The 25,453-nt window shown below is 38.0% G+C and carries 18 protein-coding genes; 6 read left to right on the top strand and 12 right to left on the bottom strand.

The features are described from left to right. Nucleotides 1–144: 144 nt before the first annotated feature. A complete protein-coding gene (locus DFQ03_RS11530) occupies nucleotides 145–1,959 on the bottom strand; it encodes an acyl-CoA dehydrogenase (protein ID WP_133673335.1) in 1,815 nt (604 codons plus the stop codon). A gap of 140 nt (nucleotides 1,960–2,099) precedes the next feature. Here DFQ03_RS11530 and DFQ03_RS11535 point away from each other — a divergent pair, with 140 nt between their 5' ends. Beyond that, on the top strand, nucleotides 2,100–2,966 hold the full coding sequence (locus DFQ03_RS11535; protein WP_133673336.1) for a bile acid:sodium symporter family protein: 867 nt from the start codon (nucleotides 2,100–2,102) through the stop codon (nucleotides 2,964–2,966). Here the strand turns inward: DFQ03_RS11535 and DFQ03_RS11540 are convergent. The 9 genes from DFQ03_RS11540 to DFQ03_RS11580 form a co-directional block, all read right to left on the bottom strand. Further along, complete coding sequence (locus tag DFQ03_RS11540; RefSeq protein ID WP_133673337.1) at nucleotides 2,963–3,550, bottom strand: Crp/Fnr family transcriptional regulator; 588 nt, start codon at nucleotides 3,548–3,550, stop codon at nucleotides 2,963–2,965. The two genes, DFQ03_RS11535 and DFQ03_RS11540, sit on opposite strands and share 4 nt — an antisense overlap. A gap of 305 nt (nucleotides 3,551–3,855) precedes the next feature. Further along, complete coding sequence (locus DFQ03_RS11545) at nucleotides 3,856–4,716, bottom strand: acyl-CoA thioesterase (RefSeq protein ID WP_133673338.1); 861 nt, start codon at nucleotides 4,714–4,716, stop codon at nucleotides 3,856–3,858. A gap of 1,000 nt (nucleotides 4,717–5,716) precedes the next feature. Then, complete coding sequence (locus DFQ03_RS11550) at nucleotides 5,717–7,336, bottom strand: sodium:solute symporter (protein ID WP_133673339.1); 1,620 nt, start codon at nucleotides 7,334–7,336, stop codon at nucleotides 5,717–5,719. An 11-nt stretch (nucleotides 7,337–7,347) separates the two neighbouring features. Then, nucleotides 7,348–8,529, bottom strand: coding sequence for an aldose epimerase family protein (locus DFQ03_RS11555; protein WP_133673340.1), 1,182 nt, complete (start codon nucleotides 8,527–8,529; stop codon nucleotides 7,348–7,350). An 11-nt stretch (nucleotides 8,530–8,540) separates the two neighbouring features. Beyond that, nucleotides 8,541–10,052: an L-arabinose isomerase gene (araA, locus tag DFQ03_RS11560; RefSeq protein WP_133673341.1), complete on the bottom strand. Its 1,512-nt coding sequence runs from the start codon at nucleotides 10,050–10,052 to the stop codon at nucleotides 8,541–8,543. 15 nt (nucleotides 10,053–10,067) lie between these two features. After that, the gene (locus DFQ03_RS11565) at nucleotides 10,068–10,769 is read right to left on the bottom strand and encodes an L-ribulose-5-phosphate 4-epimerase (protein WP_133673342.1); all 702 of its coding nucleotides are present in this window, start codon (nucleotides 10,767–10,769) and stop codon (nucleotides 10,068–10,070) included. Between the two features lie 4 nt (nucleotides 10,770–10,773). Further along, complete coding sequence (locus tag DFQ03_RS11570) at nucleotides 10,774–12,447, bottom strand: ribulokinase (RefSeq protein WP_133673343.1); 1,674 nt, start codon at nucleotides 12,445–12,447, stop codon at nucleotides 10,774–10,776. Between the two features lie 20 nt (nucleotides 12,448–12,467). After that, complete coding sequence (locus DFQ03_RS11575) at nucleotides 12,468–14,450, bottom strand: glycoside hydrolase family 127 protein (protein ID WP_133673344.1); 1,983 nt, start codon at nucleotides 14,448–14,450, stop codon at nucleotides 12,468–12,470. Nucleotides 14,451–14,461: 11 nt separating this feature from the next. Then, nucleotides 14,462–16,018, bottom strand: coding sequence for an alpha-N-arabinofuranosidase (locus DFQ03_RS11580; RefSeq protein ID WP_133673345.1), 1,557 nt, complete (start codon nucleotides 16,016–16,018; stop codon nucleotides 14,462–14,464). Between the two features lie 240 nt (nucleotides 16,019–16,258). Here DFQ03_RS11580 and DFQ03_RS11585 point away from each other — a divergent pair, with 240 nt between their 5' ends. Beyond that, nucleotides 16,259–16,951 carry an NUDIX hydrolase gene (locus tag DFQ03_RS11585; protein WP_133673346.1) on the top strand — a complete coding sequence of 231 codons (693 nt, stop codon included), beginning with the start codon at nucleotides 16,259–16,261 and terminating at the stop codon, nucleotides 16,949–16,951. Between the two features lie 511 nt (nucleotides 16,952–17,462). On the opposite strand, the gene DFQ03_RS19080 is transcribed toward DFQ03_RS11585, so the two are convergent. Beyond that, nucleotides 17,463–17,678 (bottom strand): amidohydrolase, encoded by a 216-nt coding sequence (locus tag DFQ03_RS19080; protein ID WP_243834486.1) that lies wholly within the window; start codon nucleotides 17,676–17,678, stop codon nucleotides 17,463–17,465. A 730-nt stretch (nucleotides 17,679–18,408) separates the two neighbouring features. Continuing rightward, nucleotides 18,409–18,750, bottom strand: a complete 342-nt coding sequence (locus DFQ03_RS19085) for a zinc-binding dehydrogenase (protein WP_262711562.1) — start codon at nucleotides 18,748–18,750, stop codon at nucleotides 18,409–18,411. Nucleotides 18,751–19,104: 354 nt separating this feature from the next. On the opposite strand from DFQ03_RS19085, the gene DFQ03_RS11600 reads away from it, so the two are divergent. The 4 genes from DFQ03_RS11600 to DFQ03_RS11615 are packed head-to-tail and all read left to right on the top strand — an operon-like array spanning nucleotide 19,105 to nucleotide 25,452. Continuing rightward, nucleotides 19,105–21,567, top strand: coding sequence for a glycosyl hydrolase family 95 catalytic domain-containing protein (locus DFQ03_RS11600; RefSeq protein WP_133673347.1), 2,463 nt, complete (start codon nucleotides 19,105–19,107; stop codon nucleotides 21,565–21,567). A gap of 2 nt (nucleotides 21,568–21,569) precedes the next feature. Beyond that, entirely contained in the window at nucleotides 21,570–23,144 is a 1,575-nt protein-coding gene (locus tag DFQ03_RS11605; protein ID WP_133673348.1) for a glycoside hydrolase family 43 protein, read from the top strand. 23 nt (nucleotides 23,145–23,167) lie between these two features. After that, complete coding sequence (locus DFQ03_RS11610) at nucleotides 23,168–24,340, top strand: alpha/beta hydrolase (protein ID WP_133673349.1); 1,173 nt, start codon at nucleotides 23,168–23,170, stop codon at nucleotides 24,338–24,340. Nucleotides 24,341–24,345: 5 nt separating this feature from the next. Then, nucleotides 24,346–25,452, top strand: coding sequence for an alpha/beta hydrolase-fold protein (locus tag DFQ03_RS11615; protein WP_133673350.1), 1,107 nt, complete (start codon nucleotides 24,346–24,348; stop codon nucleotides 25,450–25,452). Nucleotide 25,453: the final 1 nt, after the last annotated feature.

Raw genomic sequence — 25,453 nt, forward strand, 5'->3', positions numbered from 1 at the left:
TTCTCCCTAAGTCAGCTACTTCCTCCTTTTATTTAAAAGGAAGAAAAATTCCTTTATCAGTACACACCTTTAAGCCGTATTAAATACTTTACTACATGGGTATTGAACTGTATAATTGGCAACAAGTCGTACTAGCCTCTCATGTTAAATAAAGACTTCTTTATCTGTACCGATAGTCAAAGCTTTCTCGTTATCCATCAGTATTTCTGCCAATCCTAATGTTTTTGGAAGTTCATATTTGAAATAGAATTCCATCGCATGAATTTTACTTTCGTAGAATTCTGAGCTATAGTCTTTGTTACCCATTACTAAAGCGTTTTGAGCTTCAAGACCTATATTCAACCATAACCAACTTTGCACTATTGTACTAAAGAACTCCATAAACGGAGTAGCATCTGCCAAAAAACGTTGATAATCCCCCTTCATGGCAAAACCCATTAAACTTTGTAATACTTGTTGTGTCAATTCTAATTTATCACCTAACTTTTTAGCATAAGGTTTTAAAGAATCGTGCACCATACTGGCTTTTATCGTATTTGTAATTTCTTCAGATAACAGCTGTAAGGCTTTCCCATTATCCATCGTTACTTTTCTACCTAATAAATCTTGTGATTGAATACCTGTGGTACCTTCATAAATAGCTGAAATACGGATATCTCTTAAATATTGTTGTAAAATATACTCGGAGCAAAATCCATATCCACCTAGTACTTGTACACCATTATTAACTGAAACAATTCCTGCTTCAGACGGATATGTTTTTACTAAAGGTGTCATAATTTCTAATAGCAATCTATATTTTTCGCGTTCTTCTGCTGTTGCACTCGCTATAGAAAGGTCATGATATTTCGCAGTTAAAAGCACTAAACTTTGAGCACCTTCGGTAATTACTTTTTGCAGTAATAACATTCTACGAACATCTGCATGATTTATGATCAAGGTCTGTTCTTGATTTACATCTTTTTTACCAGTGCTAGTTAATTTACGACCTTGCGGTCTTTCGTTGGCATAGTTCAATGAAGCTTGGTATGCTGCCGAGGCGATTGCCGCCGCTCCTCTACCCACACCAATTCTAGCGCCATTCATCATTAAGAACATATATTTCAATCCCTTGTTAGCTTCACCTACAAGCCAACCTTCACAATTTTCTTTATCTCCAAAAAACAAGTGTGTTGTGCAATAGCCCCGTTGCCCCATTTTTTCAAAATCGGCAACTACGGTTACATCATTAGATGTTAAACTACCGTCTGCAGTTGGTTTCTTTTTAGGCACTACAAATAAGGATATACCTTTTGTTCCTGCTGGCGCACCTTTTATTCGTGCCAAAACCAAATGAACGATATTGTCCGCGCCTTGGTAATCGCCACCTGATATAAATATTTTCTGTCCGTGAATTTTATAGGTATCCCCATCGGGAGTAGCCGACGTCGTAATATCTGATAGCGAACTGCCCGCTTGTGGCTCGGTTAAACACATGGTACCACCCCATTTTCCAGATAACATGTTAGGCAAATATGTATCTTTCAGCTCTTGACTACCAAAATGAGCAATCAATTCAGCCGAACCTACCGTTAAACCAATATAGCCTGGCAAATGGTTGTTCGCCGCATCTTGTATAAATGCAGAAGCATGTGCTGCCATGGCAGGCATTTGCATACCACCATGCTCATATGAAAACGAACTTGCGATCAAACCCATTTCTCCACCAGCTTTCATAAATTTCAACACTTGAGGATGCACAACAATCTCTCCATCTTTGAAATGTGCAGGTTGCTCATCCATCTCTCTGAAAAAAGGATAAAGCTCTTTATCAGAAAAATCTTTAACCGAGTTCAGCATCATTTCTACCGATTCTTGATCATATTCTGCATAGCGTTCTTGATCAAGAACATCTTGCAAATTGTTTACTTTATATAATAAGAATTTAAGTGTTTCTAAGTCTACATATTGATTTGCCATTGCGTTGTATTTTATGAAACATCAAGTTAGTTGATATTTCACCCAAACTCATTAAACTAGTTTAATAAAAGATTGAAACTATCGATTATCACTGTCAAATCTTCTATATTTATAACTACTACTCTAAACCTTAGTATTTTATGGATAATATTTCTAATGCAATTCTTGCCATTTCTTTAATCATTATCATGTTCGGCATGGGTTTAGCTTTACAGCTCAAAGATTTTATTCGAATATTCAATAAACCCAAAGCCATCTTAATTGGTCTATCTTGTCAATTACTAATACTTCCTATAATTGGCTTTATTCTTATACGTTTTTTTACGCTATCGCCAGAAATAGCGATTGGTGTCATTATTATATCTGCCTGCCCTGGTGGACCAACCTCTAACCTTATTACACACTTAGCCAACGGCGACACTGCACTTTCAGTTTCATTAACTGCTATAAGTAGTTTAATAACCTTGGTATCCATTCCCTTTATTATCAATTTAGGCTTACAAGAAGTTTTGGGCGAAGGCACCACTATTCAGCTCAACATTGCCCAGACCATTTTACAAGTTTTCATCATTGTAATTTTACCTGTTGGTTTAGGAATGCTACTAAAATATAAGAAGTCAAACTTTGCATTGAGAATGGAAAAGCCAGTAAAAAAAGCATCGGGAATTTTCTTTGTGGTTGTATTAATTGCTATTCTAATTAAAGAAAGGTCTTTACTTATAAGACACATTCAAGAAGCTGGTCTAGTAACATTGACACTTAATATTATTACAATGTCTATTGGATATTTTTTAGGAAATATTTTCAACTTACCACTTAAACAACGTATTTCTGTCGCTATAGAAGGTGGTATTCAAAATGGAACATTGGGTATTAGCATTGCAACGATTTTACTTCATAATACCGCATATGCTATTTCGCCGGCTATTTATGGAACTCTCATGTTTTTTACCGCTGGAATTTTTATTTACTGGAGCAATAAACAGATTGAAAAACAACTTGTTTAAACACAATCGCTTTCTCTTTGACCAATACGCTTTCGAATTTTAGAAAGTCCGACAGGTGTCAACCCTAAGTACGATGCAATTAAATATTGAGGTAGACGCTGAAATAGATCAGGTCTTTTCTCCAATAATCGTAAATAACGTTCCTCATTAGTACGACTATTAAGACGTTCTACACGACTGTATGATTTTAAAAAAGCCTCTTGCATTGATAATCTGCCAAATCTTTCAAGTTGATGAGAATTGTCAAAAGACATTTCTGCATTAGATTTTTTAATTGCAAAGACTGTAGAATTTTCAGTTGCGGTTAAAAAATATCTTGACGACGAACCTTTTACATAGGCGGGTAAGTCAGTAAAAAACACATCTTCGGTATAAAATTCCAAGACTTTAGTTTCTCCATCTTGAACTTTGTAATAATAGATACATCCAGAATCTAAATAATAAAAATAGTTGACCATTTGACCACAAGAAATAAGTGCTTCACCTTTCTTTAAATCAATTCTTTCGTAGAGTGACAACCAATAATCTAATACATGGTCATCTACTTTATTGTAAGAGAGAATTTTATTCTTAAGATTTTGCAAAGAAGTCACTTTAAGGTTATTTTATAATTAGCCTAAACAATTCAGGGTGATTATAAATATAAGCAATTTCAAAAAATAGAATGCAAAATGTTGCCATATTCTACCAACTGCGCTTCAAATTTTAAGAATATGAAAATATAACCGCTCAAGAAAAATAACGATATACATCAGCTTTTATCTTTTTACGAATTGCAAAATAGTCTTGAAATTAAGATTCAACAGAACCGCCTTTCACTTTTTACAATAAAATTCTCGCGACCTTCTTTTACAGCTTTTCTTGAAGAGTAAATTAAAAAATCGCCAAATTATACACTCTGTCGCATTAAACCTTCTTGCGCTACAGAAGCTACCAATACTCCCGTTCTGTCATATACACTACCTCTTGAAAAACCTCTTGAGTTAGAAGCGCTTGGGCTATCCATACTATACAACAACCAATTTTGGATATCAAAATTGCGGTGAAACCATATGGCATGATCTAGACTTGCATAAAAAGTTTCGCCTTTATTCAACACTTCTCGATGTGGCAATGTTGCTGTAGTCAACAAATTATAATCTGATGCATAAGCCAACAATTGTTGTTGCATTGGCAAATCGATTTCCGCTTTATCAGAAGTGCGTAACCAAGTATTGAAAAACGGAGAACCATTTTCTATTAATTGGGTGGTAAATTTTTCTACCGGCTTAAATTCAAACACTTTAGGCTGTATTGCTTTTAATCTTTTATAGGCACCAGGATGTAAATCCTTAATTTCCTCTAATTGCTCAAGACTGGTGGTCAACTTTTCTGGCGGAATTAAATTAGGCATTGGAAACTGATGATTAACACCATCGGACTTTACCTGAAATGAAGCAGCCATATTAAAAATAGCTTTACCGTTTTGTTTAGCTACTACCCTTCTTGTGGTAAAACTTCCTCCATTTCTAATGGTGTCTACCTCGTAGCGAATTGGATATTTTAAATCTCCCCCCAAAATAAAGTAGCCATGTAGCGAATGTGCGATACGATCCTCGGGAACCGTTTGATAGGCCGCATGTAAGGATTGAGCCAATACTTGCCCACCAAAGACCCTGCCCCATGGGGCATTGTAGTTTTCTCCTTCAAATATGGTTTCGTCTATTCTTTTAAGAGTGATCAACTCTATCAGTTCTTTAATTGTTTGCATTTAAGGATACCTATTTTATTTGGAATCTAAAAGTACAGTTTTAGAGATGAAACAAAAACCACTTTACCAATATTCATATAAATTAGAACTTCACTTAACCAAACATTCTACTTCAAGTAAAACGCTGTATTCTCATTTCTAAATCATTACTCCACATAATTCGTCAACCACCTCATATGAGTCAGAATCTTAGAAAGCGGAGCTCTAACAATGTTAAAAGAACCCTATTTTAGAAATATTCAGCAGATAATAAGTCCACCGTGAAGAAAATTTATTGAAAAGAATAATGGGTGTTCAGATTTTAAACAAGATTAACAACCTAGTAATATATCTGAACAAAAGGTTGAAATAAAGCAAAAAACCAGTTCATTTCTGAACTGGTTTGTGTCGTGTTAGCAAGATTCGAACCCTACTCTGTAATTATTTATATATCAATCATTTACAAATTTAAAAAATTCACTGTTGACCGATTTGTTGACTATATTTCAAATGAACTTAAAGTAAAATACTTTACTTTCTGACATACAAAAGATACAAACATTTTATTTTCCTAAAAATCAAAATTTAAAACCATATCACATAAATTAATAAAAAATGTTAGTGAAATTTATTTATTGAACATTTATAATTGTCACTTTTCAGTATTCTCAACAATCGTCGTATAGCCCATTCCTACACATACGCACATGGTCGCCAATGTATATTTACCGCCAGAGCGAATTAATTCATAGAAAATGATGAAAAAAATTTAATACTCCAATGTTAATTGACGTTTTGAATTTACCGTATCGAGAAAAAAAAAGGTGGCTAAGACGACATATCATTTATTGAAAATAAAGTGTCATATTAACTTCAAGATATCCATCTATCCCTTATAAATATCTGAATCCATTTTCAAATTCAACATATTGTAGCAAAATACTTTGCTTGAATCTAATTTTACATCAACTAACTCAAATCCAATAGTTCAGTTAGAATAACATTCTATCACTGGTTACCACTACTCACCATTAAAAAATACCATTACCGCTAAAACAATAATAATAACTAAAATGGATATAGCGATATCAACCCAGCTGTAACTAGCTTTATTGTTTTTCTTTTCCTCTTCGGTTATAGTGCCAAATGTAAGGTTTACAATTTGTTCCCTATCCGGTGCTTTCGTTAACAAACTCACAACTACCAAGAATATCAAACAGAATAAAAAGAACCATGCACCAAAGCTTAAAAAGTTCATAGCACCTAGATGATACAAGAACCCATCTGGGTCTAAACTTCCTTTAACCAATTCCAAGGCAATCCTGAAAAAAGCAACTATAATACCCATTATTAATGTAGCGAACGCACCAGTAGAATTGATTCTTTTGTAAAAAATACCTAGTATGAACACTGCTGTAATAGGTGGAGCTATATAAGCCTGCACACTCTGCAGGTACTCATAAAGAACTCCCGAGATATTGGCCATAATAGGTATCCAAATAATACCCACGACAACTACAAAAATAGTAGCGATCTGTCCGGTCCTTACCAGTTTTTTTTCTGGAGTATTCGGATTCAACTTTTTATAGATATCCACTGTAAACAATGTTGAACAGGAGTTAAACACAGATGCCAATGAACTCATTAAGGCTGCCAAAAGTCCGGCTGCTACCAATCCCCGTAATCCAGAAGGCAGAAGATTACTCATTAGTACCGGAAAAGCTTCATCTGGACTATCCCAATGTAACTCTCCCCTAATTTTCAAGGTCAGTGCTATAATTCCTGGGATCAGGAATAAAAATACGGGTAATAATTTCAACAGAGCACCAAAAATAGTACCACGACGACCTTCCTTTATATTCCGTGCTGTAAGTGTTCGTTGAACTATATACTGATCCGTACACCAATACCAAATACCTACGATAGTACTCGTAATCAGCAATGATGGCCATGGAAAATCAGGGTCTGTGGCCGGTCTCCACATATTAAAATATTCCGGTCCTAACGTCTCCTGCATACTACCCCATCCACCTACTTTGTCCAGTCCTATATAGGTTAAAACTGCAGCACCCAATATCAATAGCACAGCCTGCAAAGTTTCTGTATATACTACAGCACGCATACCTCCTAAAACTGTATAGATACCTGTCAAAACAACTGTAGCTATGGCGCCTGTCCAAAAATCGATTCCCAAAAGAGCTGCTACTACAACACCACCTGCGTAAATAGTAACGGAAATCTTAGTTAATACATAAGCGATGATAGAAAAAATTGAAAGCACCCATCTTGATCTTGCGTCAAAACGCTTCTCTAAGAATTCCGGCATTGTAAATACGCCACTTCGTGCATAAAAGGGTAAAAAGACCCATCCCAGAATCAACACCACCCAAGCTTGTATCTCATAAATTAATAACGGAAGTTTATCACTTGCCCCTGTACCAGCAAGACCAACCACATGTTCCGATCCAATATTCGACGCAAAAACGGATGCTCCTACAACGAACCATCCAACATTTCTACCGGCTAAAAAATAATCTTCTGTGTTTTCTTCCTTTTTCCGAATAACCCAAATGGCAATTCCTATTAGGACCAAAAAATATAAGGTAATACTGATCCAATCAAACGTATCTAATGGTTGCATGGTTATGGTTGTTATTTGGTTGTAAATGAAAAGGTAGTTTTGGTTCTATATTTATCTCCTGGTTCCAAGGTCACAGATGGAAATTCTGGTTGGTTGGGTGAATCTGGAAAGTGTTGTGTTTCTAAACAAAAACCTGAACGTTTTGCATAGGTTCCACCGTTAGGTGTAGGAAGTGTACCGTCCAAAAAGTTACCCGTATAGAATTGGATTCCTGGTTCATCCGTCAGCACTTCCAAGTTCCTACCTGTTTCAGGATGATATGCTGATGCAACAGACCTATAACCTGAGCCTTGGTCATTTAACACCCAGCAATGGTCGTAACCACCACCTAATTTTATTTGTTCGTTATCCGTATTGATTTCCTTTCCTACCAATTTTGGTTCCCTAAAATCAAACGGCGTTCCTTTTACCGGCCTTAGCTCTCCAGTAGGAATTAATCCTCCATCAACTGGGATAAAAGTGTCGGCATCTATTTCAACTATGTGGTCTAGAATGGTATTTGAAAAATCTCCAGAAAGGTTAAAGTAAGCGTGTTGGGTTAAATTCACCACCGTAGTTTTATCGGTTTCCGCCTCGTACAATACATCTAGCGTATTATCCCTATTCAAAGTATATGTGACCGTAGTAGATAGATTACCCGGGAAACCTTCCTCCATATCTTGACTCAAATAAGTAAGAATCAACTTAATCGAATCGTCACCCTCTTCCGTTTTGGCTTTCCATACTTTCTTATCAAAACCTTGCACACCGCCGTGAAGATTGTTCTGCCCATTATTCTGGGCCAAAGTATACTCCGTACCATCTAAACTAAATTTTCCTTTTGCAATCCTATTTCCATATCTACCTATTAAAGCACCGAAAAACGGATTGTCCTTTTCATATTGTTCTAGGGAATCAAATCCTAAAACCACATTTTTCATAGTACCATCCTTATCCGGAGTTCTCAACGAAGTGATTCTGCCACCATACGTGATAATATCCACTTGAATACCATCCTTATTTTTTAAAAAATATTTAGTGACCTTTTCACCTGCAGCCGTGGTTCCAAAATCACCTGATGTTATACTAACCGCTTTTTCCATTTGTTCTGGTTCTTGATTTTCTTTTTTCGTTTTATCATCTTTACATGCAAAATTCACCAATATGACTGCGATAATTAAGATTGAAGGAAACGACGTTTTAAATGTTTTCATAATATCCGAATTTACATGTTATGTTGAAATAAATGGTAGTAGGCCTCGTTGGCGTTCAATAGTTCCTTAAACTGACGTACCGTAGTATTTTTATCGATGACCACAACCTCTACCCCTGCCATTTCCGCAAAATCCTCTATGAACTCGGTCGTTACTGCCTGACTGTATACCGTATGATGTGAACCACCAGCCAAAATCCAAGAAGTAGCGGCTACCTCAAGATCAGGTTTTGCATCCCAAAGCACACGAGCAACTGGTAATTTAGGTAATTTTCCCATGGGTTCCACTGCTTCTACTTCGTTGACAATAAGCCTAAAACGATTTCCTAGATCTACCAAGGAAACATTTATGGCCGGCCCGGCTGGTGAATTGAACACCAAACGAACAGGGTCTTCCTTACCTCCTATTCCCAAGGGATGCACTTCACAGGATGGTTTTTTATCAGCAATAGAAGGACAAATTTCTAACATATGGGAGCCCATAACATAGGCTTTTTGTGGTGTGAAATGATAGGTGTAATCTTCCATAAACGAAGTTCCACCTTCCAAACCGATAGCCATTACTTTCATGGCGCGTAATAATGCGGAAGTCTTCCAATCTCCTTCACCACCAAATCCATAACCATCGGCCATTAGACGTTGGGTGGCAATTCCAGGCAACTGTTTTAATTCGCCTAGGTTTTCAAAGGTATCGGTGAAAGCTCCAAAACTACCTTCTTCTAAAAATGAACGTAATCCCAATTCTATTTTAGCTGCATCTATCAAAGATTGACGCTTATTCCCATTCGATAACAATTCATCTGCCAATTGATATTCGGCTTCGTAAGTTTTTACCAACTCGTTTACCTGTTCATCACTTAGCTTTTTGATGTAATTAGTAACGTCCGATGAATCATATCCGTTTACCGAAAAACCGAAACGTAATTGCGCTTCTACCTTGTCCCCATCGGTTACGGAAACTTCACGCATGTTATCCCCAATACGTGCAACCTTTAAATTTTGAAATTCGTTCCAACCCAAAGCTACTCGGGTCCAATTTCCTATTTTTTGCAGAATATTTTCTTCCTCCCAGTGACCAACTATAATTTTACGTTTTTTGCGCATTCTCGTCATCATGTGCCCGAACTCGCGGTCACCATGAGCGGATTGATTCAAGTTCATAAAATCCATATCTATAGTCTCCCAGGGTACCTCGGCATTGAACTGCGTATGTAAATGACATAAAGGTTTGGTCAGTACCGACAACCCTTTGATCCACATTTTTGCAGGTGAAAAGGTGTGCATCCAAGTAATGATACCTATACAGTTTTTACTGGCACTGGCATCTTGGCAAACATCCGTTATTTCATTAGGTGTCTTTACCGTTGGCTTATAAATAATCTTTACTGGAATATGGGCCGATGTATTGAAACCCTCCACGATTTTTTGAGAATTTTTTGCTACCTGCTCCAAAGTTTCAGGTCCGTACAAATGTTGACTGCCTGTAACGAACCATATTTCCTTTTCCTTCATCGATATACTCATATTGTTACGCTAAATTTATTGTCCGTAATACGCATTTTTACCATGCTTACGCTCGTAGTGTTTTTTTATTAATGAATCTTTTAATCTGGGTGCGTCCGGATTAATCTGCAAGGTAAGATATGCCATATGGGCAACCGTCTCCAAAACCTTACTATTATAAACAGCCTTTGCAGCGGATTTACCCCATGCGAAAGGTCCATGGTTTCCTATAAGTACCATTTCCACTTCCTCGGAAGAAATACCTCGCTCCTGAAAGCAATCCAAAATCTGTATCCCCGTATTATGTTCATAATTCCCCTCTATCAGACTATCCTTCATAGGCTGCGCGCAAGGAATATCGGCAGTTAAATGGTCTGCATGGGTAGTCCCAAATATAGGAATGTCCCTTTGCGCCTGAGCCCAAGCTACCGAATATGTTGCATGGGTATGCGCTATACCACCTATATGGCTCCAATTTTTATACAAAAAGGCGTGTGTTTTGGTATCAGAGGAAGGGCGCATAGTTCCTTCAATAATATTATTATCAAAATCTAGGATAACTATATCCTCAGGTTTCAATTTTTCGTAGGGAACTCCACTGGGCTTAATGGCAAAAATACCATTCTCCCTATCTACCGCACTTACATTTCCAAAAGTGTAAATCACCAGACCAAGGTTGTTCAACTCAATATTCGCTTCGAAACACTCCTGTTTTAATTGGTTATATCTTGAAGTCATGTCTTTATTTTTTTAATGTGCTTTCCATAAATTGTCCAAGGCTTTCGTAGGACGCTATCAGCTTTTCATACTCTTTTACAGCCTCGGGCTGTGGTTGGTATTCAGCTTCGTAGTTACTTCCCATTTTCTTACTCGCTTCACTAACGTTGGGGTATATACCTGCTGCCACCGCCGCATAAATAGCAGCTCCCAATGCAGGGGCTTGGTCAGATTCCGCTACCTTAATGGGCATGTTCATTACATTGGCCAACGTTTGCATAATAAAAGGTGATTTTCTAGCAACGCCACCAATACCCACTACTGACTCTATTTTAACACCCTCTTCTTGAAATCTTTCGGCTATTTTCTTAGAACCGAAACATATGGCATTTATCAATGCCTTGAAAATATGTGGTGCTTTTGAGCCCAGCGATAAACTTGCGATTGCACTTTTCAAATTCTGGTCGGCATCGGGGGTCCTTCGTCCGTTAATCCAATCCAAGGCTGTTGGTATACTCTCTGACAAGGGAATGGACTCTGCTGCATCTGATAATCTCAGGATAAAATCGCTTTCTATTTGCTTTCTCAAATCCTCTTTTTGTTGGTCTGAAAGAATATCCGAGGTCATCACCAAATTATCCACAGGCCAGGAAAGGACGTCCTTGAACCAGGCCAAAAGGTCTCCAAATGCGGACTGACCAGCTTCCAACCCTACAAATCCGGGGATGACGGAACCATCTACTTGACCACATATTCCTTTTATGGTCTTACCGTCTAACTCCGTTTCTTTGGCCACGATAATATCACAGGTACTAGTACCCATAACCCTTACCAAAGCATTCTCATCTATTCTGGCACCAACGGCACCGGAATGGGCGTCAAAAGTGCCCACGGCAACTACGGTATCGGTGGTCAATCCCAATTTCTGCGCCCATTCTTGACTAAGGTTTCCCGCTACCTCATCGGAAGTATAAGTTTCGTCATACAATCGGTCTCGCAATTCCGCAGCGTAAGGATGCAACAATCCAAGGAATTCCTTTGATGGCAGGCCGCCCCAACTCTCATGCCACATGGCTTTGTGCCCTGCAGCACATCGACTGCGCTTAAAGGTCTTTAAATCCTTGTTATCTATAATTAAATAGGTCATGAGGTCACAATGCTCCATCCACGTATACGCCTCTTTTAGCACTGCTTTATCCTCTTCCACCACATGGGCAATCTTTGCCCAGAACCATTCGGACGAGTAGATGCCCCCAACAAATTTGGTATAATCTACCCCCCCCCAAGTAGCTGCCAGTTCGTTTATTTTTTCGGCTTCGGTAATGGCTGTATGATCCTTCCACAACACCATCATGGCATTGGGGTTATCTTCAAAACCATCTACCATGGCCAACGGTGTTCCATCTTTTGCTATCGGCACCGGTGAAGAACCGGTCGTGTCGATACATATTGCCTTAATGGCCGATGGCTCTATTTTACCTTTTGAAACCACTACAGATATGGTTCTTTCCAATCCTTCGATATGATCCAAAGGATGTTGTCTGAACCGATTGCTGGAAGGGTCGCAATACATACCCTTTTTCCATCTTTGGTACCAGTGCACTTCAGAGGCTACTTCCTTTCCATTTTCTGAATCTATCAGTACGGCCCTAACGGAATCCGAACCATAATCCAATCCTATAACGTAATTATTTTTCAATTTAACCTAATTCTATTTGATTATTTCAACGAACTATCTAACCACACCTTCATCTTACCCGGACCTCTATTAGACCATGCGTAATAGGGTATCGCTTTAAAATCTCCGCTTGTTATCGTATTTACCCCTTCTAATAGTTCTTCCTCCATTTGCACTTCAAAATCATTGGATTTATAAAGGGTGAAATCATTAATATCTGTTTTATTATCGATTTCTTCAACCGCATATACCAATGGTCCGTATTCCATTGCAAGTTTGCCTTGATTCTCCACAACTTTATCCGATGTTTCTACCATACGTACTTCCATTGGGAATTTGAGTTCGATATTTTTTCCATTCACTTTTTCTCCAGATAATGTAATGTATCCATCTAAGGAATTAATAACCTCTTTTTCTCCGTCAATATAAACCGCCACATTCTCCGATGGCGGATTTACATAATTGTAAAGTCCACCCGGTAGCACTTTATTATGGGCCCAACCCGGAATACGCAATTTTAAATTATAATCTGTTCCTTTATCCGAGTTGATGTCCACATTGACAGTTCCATCCCAAGGATAAGCAGTCTTTTGCGAAATATCGATTTTGTTATTTGGCAAATCGATAACGGCATTATTGGAGGCATATAAATTCACATACACATCGCTGTCATTTTTAGCATAAATTAGTCCTGGTAATGCAGGGATAAACCGAACAACATTTGTAGGACAGCAAGAACAATCAAACCATGATTTTCTGGTTACAGACCCTTGGTTAAACTCATATTTACCATCGGATTCCAAAGGATTTGGGTAGAAAAATTCTGTACCACTTAAAGACAGGCCAGAAATCAAACCATTGTAAAGCGTTCTTTCGATTACATCATAATATTTAACGTCACCTGTCATATTGAACAGTCTTTGGTTCCAATAGACATTGCCAATTGCCGCACAAGTTTCATTGTAAGCGGTTAAATTAGGTAGCTGGTAATTCTCCCCAAAGGCTTCATTTTCATGGGTGGCACCAATACCACCGGTAATGTACATTTTCTTATCTACCATATTGTCCCATAAATCATCAATGGCCTCGTGGTAAGCGGAATCATCTTTTAAAGTGGCAATATCGGTCATGGCAGCGTACATATAAACTGCCCTTACGGCATGACCTACTACTTCATCCTGTTGCACAACGGGAACATGATCCTGAGAATACTCCCCAAAAAGTTCATGGTTATCAGGGTTACCGCGATTATCCAAAAAATATTTGGCTAAATCCAAATATGCATCTTTTCCGGTAACTTCGTATAATTTAATCAATCCGGTTTCAATTATTTGATGACCCGGCACTATTGCTATTTTACCTTCCTCGTCACCAAATGTATCCACCATTAAATCCGCATTCTTTAAAGCGATATCCAAAAAGTTCCGGTTACCCGTGGCTTTGTAATGTACTATAGCGGCCTCATACATATGACCTGCATTATATAGTTCATGGCTTGTAGCTAGTGACTCCCAGCGTTTACCTTCTTTAACGGCAACCCACTCCGCAGGCGGTTCTGCTGGATTTATAGTTCGCCAGGTAGTTAAGTAACCATCTGGCTCTTGCCCTACCTCGACAATACCTATTAAAGAATCCAGTAATTTCTCTAAAGGAGGATTAGGTGAACTTATCAAGGAATTAGAGGCGCCTTCTATAACCTTAAACACATCGGAATCGTCAAAAGGCATAACACCTCTTACTTTACCATCCATTTTACCACCCGCAATTAAAAAATTATCAAACCTTCCCTCTTCCTTACATTTCTTTATGGCATAAACTATTGTTTTATCCTGAACACGTTTAATTATTGGCAACCAAAAATCATCGGTAAGTTGAACATTTTGAATATTAACAGGCGAAATTTCATAACCAATTGTAGATTCAGAGGAAGCATTTTCTGCATCTTCCGCTGTAACATCCTGCTTGAAGCCAAAAAAACTTATTACAGAAGTTGCAAGAACAACTATGGGAATCGCTCGTTTCATTTTAGAGTTTTTTACTTAATTCCTTCTAAAACCAATACTGAAAAAGGAGGAATGGTGACTTCTAACATTCCTTTCTTAAACTTAAAATCCTTGAAATTTTTAGGCTCTATCTTATTTGGATTTTCAAAGGAATTATGGTCTTGTAAATTTTCAGAACTCAATAGCGACCCTGTCATATTCTTTAGTCCCAGCTCGTTCAAATCAATGGAAACTGGAGTACCATTTTTTGTATCGATATTGGTGAAGGAAATATGGACTTTATCGTTTGCATCTTTGGAAGCAGAAACCGTTAATGCAGGTAGGGATTCCTTATTATACGCATACATAGGCGAATCAAAAGATAATGGGATTAACGTGGCATCTTGATGAACTTTGTACATATTCATCACATGATAGGTAGGCGTTAAAATCATTTTTTCCTTATCCGTAAGAATAACTGCCTGTAAAACATTTACCGCTTGAGCCAAATTCGCCATTTTTACTCGGTCTGCATGATTGTTGAAAATATTCAAGTTCATTCCTGCAATCATGGCATCACGCATTGTATTTTGCTGATACAAAAATCCAGGATTTGTACCTTCCGATACTTCATACCAACCACCCCATTCATCAACGATAAGGTCAACTTCCATATTCTTATCATACTTGTCCATAATTGCCGTATGCTTAACGATAAGCTCCTCCATTAACCAAGACTCTTTCATAGTTTTGAAATAGGTGTCCTCATTAAAATTCACATCCGGACCTTTTGCATCCCAATCAATTACCGAATAATGATGAAGTGCAACGCCTTGCAACATATTTTTCGGAATATTTTTCATCAAAACTTCTGTCCAATTGTAATCATCGTTACTAGCGCCTGAAGCAATTTTGTAAATACCACCTTCTACATCGGCATCGGACATAAATGTTACATATTTTTTATAGATATCTGCATAGTATTCCGGGCGCATATTACCACCACAACCCCAAGCTTCATTACCTATGCCCCAATACTTTACTCCCCAAGGCTCTTCACGACCGTTTTCGCGTCTTAAATCGGACATAGGACTTTTTCCTTTAAAATTGGTGTACTGGACCCAATCTGCTAATTCTTGAACACCTCCACTACCAACATTTCCAGATAAATATGGTTCGGCCCCTAGCTCTTCGCAAAGATTTAAGAAATTATGAGTACCAAAACTATTATCCTCGGTAACCCCACCCCACCAAGTGTTGACTATGGTCGGTCTTTTATCCAAGTCACCAATACCATCCATCCAATGATAAGTATCGGCAAAACAACCTCCAGGCCATCTCAGATTTGGAATCTGTAATTCTTTTAGGGCATCTATAATATCAAGACGTACACCAGCAGAATTTGGAATAGCGCTAGAATCCCCAACATAAAAGCCTTCATATATACAACGTCCTAAATGCTCTGCAAAATGACCATAGATGTGTTTACTGATAGTTGGCGCGTTGTCTGAAGCATCAAGCTTGATAGTCGTAATTTCTTGACATGTGGATATTTGAGAATAAGAGCAAATAATCACCGTTAAAATTGATAGTAAGATTTTTCTACACATAAAAAAAGATATTAGTATTATTGAAATAAATCAAAATAATTTTTAAAAATGTCAATTAAATATTTGTAAGCTGAATCAATTTATATAATTATATGAATTCGCTCGAAAACTTTATACTTGAAATAAAAAACAATAATAATTAAAAAAAGTGTGTTTTAAACACTTTAAAAAATATTTTTATCAATACTGAAAAATCTAATAAAATAAGTAGATTGTTCACTTTATTGATTTCTCATCCAAATGACACTAAGTAATTATAGTAACGAAGACAAAGTATTATTAGCTGTAGACTGTATAATATTTGGTTTTGATAAAGAAGAATTAAAAATTTTACTTATTCAACGTGACTTTGAACCCGAAAAGGGAAAATGGTCTCTTATAGGAGGTTTTCTTAAAAAAGAGGAAAATCTTGATGAAGCCGCAATTCGAGTATTACATCATCTAACAGGGTTAAATGACATCTATATGGAGCAACTTTACACTTTTAGTAAGGTGGATCGCGATCCTGCAGATAGAGCATTGTCCGTTGCCTATTATGCACTAATTGACATTAAAAATCACGATAGTAGTTTATTAAAACGTGAATCTTCAAAATGGTTTAATCTTAAAGACGCTCCTAATTTAATATTTGATCATAATAGAATGGTTGAAAGAAGTTTGGCACGTTTACAAAGAAAAGCGTTGAGCAAACCTATTGGTTTTGAACTTCTTCCTACAAAATTTACAATGCGCCAGTTACAGAAATTATACGAAGCTATCTTAGAGAAAAAACTGGACAAACGAAATTTTATCAATAAATTTAATTCCTTGGATATTCTAATTAAACTCGACGAAAAGGACATGAGCTCTTCAAAAAAAGGTGCCTATCTTTTTCAGTTTGATGAAGAAAAGTATAATAGTAAGGTGGAAGATGGTTTTAGTTTTAAACTTTGAGTTAAAATTTAATTATTAAGATTTAATTTTTAATTACAATTCAAAATATCCAATTAAAATATCTGAACTTAATAGCAGAAGCTATCCGAGATTTTAAATATAAAATAGTTTTCCTCCATAATAAAGATTACTTATTTAGTGTTGAAAATCGTAAAGAACTTAATTTCCTTTTGTCTAGCCGACAAATTTCGCAATGCAATTTATTGTTTGAAATTTAAAACCATATATAATTATAAGTACTTAGCCAGAAATAATATGAGAAAAATATTCTATTCTTAAATATAGAATCTAATTAAGTGCCTACTTATGAATTTCTTGAAGTTGTTTTCCATAATCTAAACCATGTTTATTGCAATCTATTAATAAAGGAATAGCTCCTTCTTTTGCCAGGACCAAGACGATCTAATTCCCAATACTTCCTTCCAGTTCAGCCACACCGTTCACCACTACCTAATTCGTCAAATTCAAGTTCATTCAACATTTAGTTTAAAACCATAAATTCTTTGTTCATTTAAAAAAAAAAAAAATGTTGCTCGTCCTCCTTAGAAAATTTCTTCAGAAATTCTTTAGCCGGTTGCAAGACTTTACCGTAATTTCCAACCATCAAACATACGGGGCAATCTGAACCATAAAGGATTCGCTTCGGGCCAAAAGATTCTAAAACTACATCAATACAAGCTATAATCTCTTGTTGAGTCCATGCCTTGTAATCTGCTTCATTAATCAACCCAGATAGCTTAAAAGATACATTTTAAATCTTTCCCAATTCTTTAATTAATAAGGCCCAAGATGAAAAATAGCCATCCTTAATAGAAGGTTTGACGATGTGACCGAGTACAAATGTGATATTCGGAAACCTCTTTACAAATTCCAACACTACTGGAAGCTGATGCGGTACCATAAGATTTTCATAAATAAGCCCACTTTTTTTTGCAATTCGCCTATTCCTCTCAAAAATTCCATTCTAAGTAAAAATAAGGGGTCCGATTCCCCTTGAGCTACATGCCGATATCATTTCATCAAAGGATAGATTGTGTAATATTCCAAATCCTCATTTAATCGATTACTTCGCAAATCTACCGAAACAACAATTCCTTTTACAAAGTCATGATTCTTAGCTTGTTCCAGTAAAAAATCATTTTCCTTTATATTTTGGTCCGCTTGTACGGCTATACAACCATGTACAAATTTTTTTTATAAATTGGTTCTAAATCATTCGGTAAAAAGTCTTTTCTGATTTCAGACAATTCGTCATCGATCCAAGAGTGTTTCTCCTTTTTCATATCGCCAAAAATGTTGATGTGAATCTATAATCATTACTAATTACTTTAATCAAAATTTACCATGGCCTTTACTACTCCGGTTTCTGAAAGCAACCATGAATCAAAATTTTCTATTATTTCTGAAAAATGAATTTTGTGCGTAATAAATGATTTAGTTGGAAATTCTTTTATATGTTAGATGACTAATTGAAAAATTTCCATCGTAGCATTTCTACTACACAAAACGGTTGTCCCCTTGGCATGAATCTGTGGATGGCTATAAGTTAATTCACCAATAGACAAATCCACCAAAATATATTTTCCACCATGTGACATATAACCGATTCCCGACTCCAATGCCTTGCGGTTTCCTGTGGCATCAAAAACTGCTGTAGCCATATCTCCTCCAGTGATTTTTGCTATTTTTTCCTTTGGTTGACACATCACATTTATAGCGTGGGCGACACCGAATTCATTTTTAATATAATTCAACGGTTCATCGTTTACTTCCGTTCCACAAATACCAACTCGGCGCACCTAAAGTAATGCTTCCCCTCTCTTTTTTTAGCGGCATATCCTTTTCCAATAATTTAAAGTTATGTGGTTCCGCACATATTATATATTTCATCAATCGCTATTATATTATGAGATTTTTATAAGATTATTGAACTATTGCAAGCCCTCTATCTTCATCAAGGTTTTAAAATCATAGCCGATTAACCTATTAATATCACTTTCTGACAAAGATTCAGAAATTTGTGCTTATTACTAAGGATTTAAACACCTAAAAGGAACTTTTTTCAAAATAATCAAAAAAGTTTCTTAAAATATAAATTAAATATTTGATTATGTGTATATTCAACACTTAATTGTTAATTATCCTTTTTATAGATGGAAAAGTCATTTTTTCTAACCATGTTTTTGTTAACAACTATAATCTATAGTCAAAACTCCATTGATTTAAAACTATGGTACGATGAACCATCTGGCGAAACCTGGGAAAATGCACTGCCCATAGGGAATGGTCGCATTGGAGCCATGGTTTATGGCAATGTATTCAATGAGGTTTTTCAACTTAATGAGCATACGGTTTGGAGTGGCAGCCCCAATAGGAACAATAACCCGAATGCTTTAGACGCCCTCCCTAAAGTTCGGCAACTCATTTTTGATGGTGAATACAAAGCAGCCGAGCAATTGGCGAACGAAAAAATAATGTCCAAAAAGTCCCAAGGACAAATGTTTCAGCCTGTTGGAAATCTAGAACTCAATTTTCCCAAGCACGAAAATTTCGAGAACTACCATAGGGATTTGGACATTAGTAATGCAACGAGTAAAACCTCCTATATCATAAATGGCGTCACCTATACTCGGGAAGCCTTTGTCTCTTTGGCCGACCGGGTTTTGGTCATTAAACTTTCAGCCGACCAACCGGGCAAAACTTCGTTTACGGCGAACTTTACATCACCACATCTTGACCCAAAAATAGAAACACAAGAAGATGCTCAACTTTCACTTTGGGGAAAAACAAGCGACCATGAGGGTGTAGAAGGTAAGGTTGAATTCAATGCTCTAATGCGATTGAAAACCGTTAAAGGCTCAATTACTAAAACCGATTCTACCATTACTGTTGATAAGGCTGATTCGGCTATTCTAATAGTTTCGATTGCCACTAATTTTAATTCGTATAATGATTTAGGCGGGGATGAAATGCAACGAGCGAAGGATTATTTGGATGCTGCTTTCGACAAAGACTATGAGCAATTAAAAGCCGACCATATTAAAAAATACCAACCCCTATTCAATCGGGTCGTTTTGGATTTTGGTTCAACCGATGCTGTAAAATCACCCACGGATGAACGTTTGGCTAATTTTAGAAACACGAAAGATCCTTCTTTCTTAGCCCTCTATTTTCAATATGGACGATATCTCCTAATCTCCTCTTCGCAACCAGGCGGACAGCCGGCCAACCTTCAGGGGATTTGGAACCAAAGTATGAAACCTGCGTGGGATAGCAAGTACACCATCAATATCAACGCGGAAATGAACTATTGGCCTGCGGAACGTACCAACCTCTCGGAATTGCACGAACCCTTTTTGACAATGGTGCAAGAGCTTTCGGAAACGGGTAAGGAAACCGCAAAAGTTATGTACGGTGCAAAAGGTTGGATGGCTCATCACAATACCGATATATGGCGAACAACCGGAGCCATTGACGGTGCATTTTGGGGCATCTGGAACGGAGGTGGCGCATGGACCAGTCAGCACCTTTGGGAGCATTATCTATATACCGGCGACACATCATTTTTACAATCGATTTATCCGACTTTAAAAGGTGTCGCGGAGTTTTATGCCGATTTTTTGGTGCAACATCCAAACTATCCTTATTTGGTCGTCGCTCCTGGAAACTCCCCGGAAAACGCACCAGAAAAGCATCAAGGGTCATCGATTACAGCTGGTTCCACCATGGACAATCAGTTGGTTTTTGATGTTTTCAATACGGCTATTAAAGCATCCGAAATTTTAGGAAAAGATGCTGCTTTTGCAAATTCCCTTAAGACTCTACTGGGGAAATTACCCCCTATGCAAGTGGGCAAGCACAACCAATTACAGGAATGGTTGGATGATGTAGATTCGCCCAAAGATCATCATCGACATATTTCGCATTTGTATGGACTTTTCCCTTCCAACCAGATATCACCCTATCGAACTCCAAAATTATTCGCTGCCTCTAAGAATACTTTACTACAACGTGGCGATGTATCCACAGGATGGAGCATGGGATGGAAAGTAAACTGGTGGGCAAAAATGCAGGATGGCAATCACGCCTATAAATTGATTACAGATCAATTGACTCCGGTTGGTATTAATCAAGGAGGTGGCGGAACTTATAACAACCTTTTTGACGCACACCCACCTTTTCAAATCGATGGTAATTTTGGGTGCACTTCCGGTATTGCAGAAATGCTCCTTCAAAGCACAGATGGAGCGGTTCATTTACTTCCTGCCGTACCCGATGCCCTCTCCAAAGGTTATGTGGGGGGATTAAAAGCCAGAGGGGATTTTGAACTGGTCAGTATGGAATGGAAGGATAAAAATTTGTTGGTCGCCACGGTAAAATCGAATTTGGGAGGAAACTTGAGACTTCGTGTTCCAAATGCCATAGAACTTGTTGGAACAGGAACATTAAAAAATGCGGAAGGTGAAAATCCGAATCCACTCTTGTATGTACCCGAAACGGCGGTACCCATAATTTCCAAGGAGGCCACCTTGGAAAATCTTGAATTGGAAAACACGTTTCTATACGATTTGGAAACCGAAAAAGGAAGAACGTACACCTTTATAATGAAGAAGTAAGCATGAACCGATTTTACAACCATACTTTTTTGCTCGTTTTACTGATGCTTCAGTTTTCCGTTCATGCCCAAGAGCAAAACGCACAGAACCCCATTTTGTTTGCGGATGTTCCGGATGCATCCATGGTGCGTATAGGAGACACATATTATATGAGCAGTACCACCATGCATTTGAGTCCCGGGGTTCCTATCATTAAATCCAAAGACTTGGTCAATTGGGAATTGGTGAACTATGCCTATGACCGACTCGGTGAAGTGGACGACCTCAATTTAGAAAACGGCAAGAATGCCTATGGAAGAGGTTCGTGGGCAAGCTGTATACGTTACCATAATGGAACATTTTATGTGTTCACGTTTGCTGCCACTACCGGAAAAACTTATGTCTTTTCTACCAAGGATATAGAAAACGGTCCATGGAAAGAAACCACTTTTGAACCTTCTTATCATGACCTCACAGTACATTTTGATGATGATGAAAAGGTCTACATGATATGGGGTGCCGGAAAATTGATGATTGCCGAACTTGAAAACGACTTCTCCGGTGTAAAAAAAGGAACGGAGCGCGTATTGATTGAAAATGCCAGTGCACCGGCCGGTGACAATATTATGTTGGGCGCAGAGGGTTCGCAACTCTTTAAAATCAACGGAAAATACTATCTCTTCAATATTACGTGGCCTAAAGGCGGCATGCGTACCGTATTAATCCATCGCGCGGACAATATAAACGGGCCATGGGAAGGTAGACTTGCCTTACAGGATAAAGGAGTTGCCCAAGGCGGATTGATAGACACCCCTGATGGTAAATGGTTTTCCTATCTATTTAGGGATTATGGATCTGTGGGACGTATTCCATACATAGTTCCCGTCAAGTGGAAAGATGGTTGGCCCATATTAGGCGTAGATGGGAAAGTACCTGACACCTTGAATTTACCACCAAGCGTAGGATTGATTCCTAATATCGTGGCATCCGATGAATTTGAACGTAAAAAAAATGATTCTAAACTTCCATTGGTTTGGCAATGGAACCACAATCCGGTAGATAATTTTTGGTCTCTAAAAGACAGGAAAGGTTATTTACGATTAATGACTGGGCGAATAGATTCCACTTTCGTTCAAGCGAGAAACACGTTAACGCAAAGAACAATCGGACCTGTATGTGCAGGTACTACGGCCCTGGATATTTCGCAAATGAAGGAAGGTGATTTTGCCGGTCTGTCATTGCTACAAAGAAATTATGGCTTAGTCGGTGTAAAATTTGAAAATGGTAAAAAAAGTATTGTCATGGTCAACACTAAAGATGACCAGCCTTTAATACAAGAATCGATTCCGTTAACTCAGAAAAGGATTTATTTAAAAGCGACTTGCGATTTTACAAATAAAAAAGATGAGGCCCAATTCTATTTCAGTTTGGACGGTAAAAATTGGAGTAGTATAGGAATCACTTTGAAAATGTCCTATACCCTACCCCACTTTATGGGCTATCGTTTTGGACTCTTTAACTACGCTACTGCCCAAACGGGTGGCTTTGTAGATTTCGATTATTTCCGAATAAAAAATGAATTGACAGAAATGAATTAGCAACCTTAATAATAACAACACTTATGAAACAACAAATAAAGCTACTAGTACTCGCAGTTGCTTTTGCAGGCAATATTCCTTTAGGATTTGGCCAGCAGTCCAACAAAGTCATAGAAGATTTTAAACCTTCTTCGGTCAACCAATCTGAAAAAGAATATCCCCAAGTAAATTCTGAAGGGAGGGTCCGTGTACAGATTTCCGCTCCAGAGGCCAATAAGGTCCAATTGGATATTGGGGCTGTAAAATACGATTTGGTAAAAGATGAAAATGGTGTTTGGACGGGTGAATCGGCCCCACAGGATGTAGGATTTCATTATTACCAATTGAATATTGATGGAGCTTCCGTACCAGACCCCGGGAGTCTTTATTTTTATGGTGCAAGCCGTTGGGGTTCTGGTATTGAAATACCTGCAAAGGATGATGAATTTTACTCCCTAAAAAATTTACCTCATGGTGAGGTCAGGGAAAATATTTACTACTCCAAGACCAATGATGCCTTGCGTCGTTGTTTTATCTATACCCCACCGGGATATCAGGAGAACCTTGAAAAAAGATATCCTGTGCTTTATTTACAGCACGGTGGTGGCGAAAACGAAACCGGATGGTCTAGCCAAGGTCATGCCAACCTCATTATGGATAACTTAATTGCAGAAGGCAAATCAGAACCTTTCATTATTGTAATGGACAATGGAACATGGCGAATGCCCGAAAACTCGCCTTCAGCAGACCGATCTAAAGGGACATGGCCTCCAGAAGGCTGGGCAGGTAATTTTATGAACACCTTGCTAAACGATATTATTCCCATGGTGGATGCGAAGTTTAGAACCATACCTGATGCCAATCATAGAGCCATGGCAGGTCTTTCTATGGGAGGGATGCAAACGCGCATAGTCACTTTGGCACATCCAGAAGTCTTTTCGTATGTGGGTATGTTCAGCGGTGGTAGCATAAGTCCGGAGGATATTGAAAAGTTCCCTGCCTTTAAAGATGAGATAAAAACCTTGTTCATTAGTTATGGTAGTTCTGAATTGGAGAACAGAAGGTCTGGTTTTGGTGGTGATCCCAAGGCCAATACACAAGCATTAGCTGAAAAAGGTTTGGACACCCACTTCTATGTTTCTCCAAATACGGCCCACGAATGGCAAAGCTGGAGAAGAAGTTTATATGAATTCGCACCCTTATTATTTAAAAACTAAAAATCATGAGACACTATAAAATTGCATTATTATCATTTTTGTGCCTAGGTACGACTATTGCATTGGGTCAAGCAGTAAAAGAGGATTTTAAACCTTCTACGAAAAACCAACCGGGCAAGGAATATCCACAGGTAAACTCCCAAGGCTATGCCCGTTTTAAAATCGAGGCACCTGCTGCGGATAGCGTAAGGGTAAGTTTAGGCTTGGGTGGCCGAGGTGGCACCAAATTGGAAAAAGGTGAAGACGGCTTTTGGACCGGCACTACTGAAGGGCCTATGGACGAGGGTTTTCATTACTACCACATAAATGTAGATGGCGGTACTTTTAACGACCCAGGAGCCAAGAACTATTACGGTTCCGTACGCTGGGAAAGCGGTATAGAAATTCCTGCCCATGACCAAGATTTCTATGCGTTAAAGGATGTTCCTCACGGTAAGGTTGAACAGATTTTATTTCCATCACCAAGTTCAAATACTTCCCGTCGCGCATTTGTTTATACACCACCTGGATATGCTCAAAACCAAAACAAAAATTATCCAGTATTATACCTGCAACATGGTTGGGGCGAAGATGAAACCGCATGGAGCAACCAAGGTCACGCTAATTTAATTATGGACAATCTTATTGCCGAAGGCACCATAGAACCTTTTATCATTGTAATGACCTACGGAATGACAAACGAAATAAAGTTTGGGGGACTACGGAATTTTGACATTACCCCTTTTCAAACCGTAATGGTAGATGAACTTATTCCTTATGTAGATAAAAATTTCCGTACGGTAGCCGAAGCATCCCATAGAGCAATGGCAGGTCTGTCAATGGGTGGTATGGAAACCAAAATGATTACCCTGAACAAACCTGATGTATTCTCTTATTACGGCTTGTTGAGCGGCGGCACCTATGCTCCTGAAGATGTGGACAAAGTAGATGTTAAACTTATATTTCTAAGCTGTGGTAGTAAGGAACGTCCAGAGGCTATTAAAGCGGCTACTGAAAAATTAAAAGAGGCTGGTTTTCCAGTAGCTTCTTATATTTCTGAAGGAACAGCCCATGAATTTCAAACCTGGCGACGCAGTTTGAAAGAAATGGCTCCTAAGTTGTTTACCAAGTAAA

Source organism: Maribacter caenipelagi (assembly GCF_004364175.1).
Lineage (GTDB): Bacteria > Bacteroidota > Bacteroidia > Flavobacteriales > Flavobacteriaceae > Maribacter > Maribacter caenipelagi.

Coding starts and splice junctions, on each gene's coding strand:
- DFQ03_RS11530 (WP_133673335.1), bottom strand. CDS start 1,959: ATGGCAAATCAATATGTAGACTTAGAAACACTTAAATTCTTATTATAT.
- DFQ03_RS11535 (WP_133673336.1), top strand. CDS start 2,100: ATGGATAATATTTCTAATGCAATTCTTGCCATTTCTTTAATCATTATC.
- DFQ03_RS11545 (WP_133673338.1), bottom strand. CDS start 4,716: ATGCAAACAATTAAAGAACTGATAGAGTTGATCACTCTTAAAAGAATA.
- DFQ03_RS11550 (WP_133673339.1), bottom strand. CDS start 7,336: ATGCAACCATTAGATACGTTTGATTGGATCAGTATTACCTTATATTTT.
- DFQ03_RS11555 (WP_133673340.1), bottom strand. CDS start 8,529: ATGAAAACATTTAAAACGTCGTTTCCTTCAATCTTAATTATCGCAGTC.
- araA (WP_133673341.1), bottom strand. CDS start 10,052: ATGAGTATATCGATGAAGGAAAAGGAAATATGGTTCGTTACAGGCAGT.
- DFQ03_RS11565 (WP_133673342.1), bottom strand. CDS start 10,769: ATGACTTCAAGATATAACCAATTAAAACAGGAGTGTTTCGAAGCGAAT.
- DFQ03_RS11575 (WP_133673344.1), bottom strand. CDS start 14,450: ATGAAACGAGCGATTCCCATAGTTGTTCTTGCAACTTCTGTAATAAGT.
- DFQ03_RS11580 (WP_133673345.1), bottom strand. CDS start 16,018: ATGTGTAGAAAAATCTTACTATCAATTTTAACGGTGATTATTTGCTCT.
- DFQ03_RS11585 (WP_133673346.1), top strand. CDS start 16,259: ATGACACTAAGTAATTATAGTAACGAAGACAAAGTATTATTAGCTGTA.
- DFQ03_RS11600 (WP_133673347.1), top strand. CDS start 19,105: ATGGAAAAGTCATTTTTTCTAACCATGTTTTTGTTAACAACTATAATC.
- DFQ03_RS11605 (WP_133673348.1), top strand. CDS start 21,570: ATGAACCGATTTTACAACCATACTTTTTTGCTCGTTTTACTGATGCTT.
- DFQ03_RS11610 (WP_133673349.1), top strand. CDS start 23,168: ATGAAACAACAAATAAAGCTACTAGTACTCGCAGTTGCTTTTGCAGGC.
- DFQ03_RS11615 (WP_133673350.1), top strand. CDS start 24,346: ATGAGACACTATAAAATTGCATTATTATCATTTTTGTGCCTAGGTACG.